This is a genomic window from Aerococcus sp. L_32 (assembly GCF_050689315.1).
Map to the genome: position 1 here is coordinate 1 of NZ_JBOEQF010000988.1, position 689 is coordinate 689.

1 pseudogene is annotated in these 689 nt (G+C 43.7%); it reads right to left on the reverse strand.

The window, feature by feature from the left end:
• Positions 1 to 664 (reverse strand): annotated as a pseudogene (locus tag ACRCJ0_RS17765) (DUF4153 domain-containing protein); the annotation flags it as partial.
• Positions 665 to 689 lie beyond the last annotated feature (25 nt).

Genomic DNA, 689 nt, shown 5'->3' on the forward strand with positions numbered 1-689 from the left:
TCACGTCCACCATTTCATGGTTAAAATTTTTACCTAAAGCAGTGAAAGTCACCGGGCTATCGTAAGCATTCAATAAGACCAATTCACCGCCACCACTACTTGTAAAAGCAGTTGAAGACCCTTCGTCAAAGTTTAAGTGGGCTGAGAAATAATAACTATCTGAATGGTCATAATCATCGTCCGTATGAACCCCGTCAAAGGCCCGCAAGTCCTGGTAGACATCAAAATCTTCTGATATTGACGACACCCGCCCTAATTCATTGTACTTATCTAAATATCTCAGCGATTGCTTCATTTTCTGGGCCGTCGTTTCATCCAACTGTTCCACATTTTCAGACGTTAATTGCAATTGGCCGTCCGTTACCAAATCAGGATAGTCAGCAATAATATCATTGACTATTTCCCCTTGGCTAGCCACTGACACAGAAATCGCATCAACAGGTGGCATCATAGCCACAAATAAACCGGCCGCAAGCACCAGCGGTAACCACTCATTTTTCATCAGGTATAAAATCGCCCCAACAGCTGAAATCGAGCAGAAGAGAATCAACATATACCGACTCATGGTCACCCCATATACATTAGAATAGATGACTGACCGGTAAATTTGAAATACCGAGGCAATCAGCACTGCCACCGCATAAATCTGAGTAAACCGGACCACAAAAGCCCGTTCAATCGCTGCTACC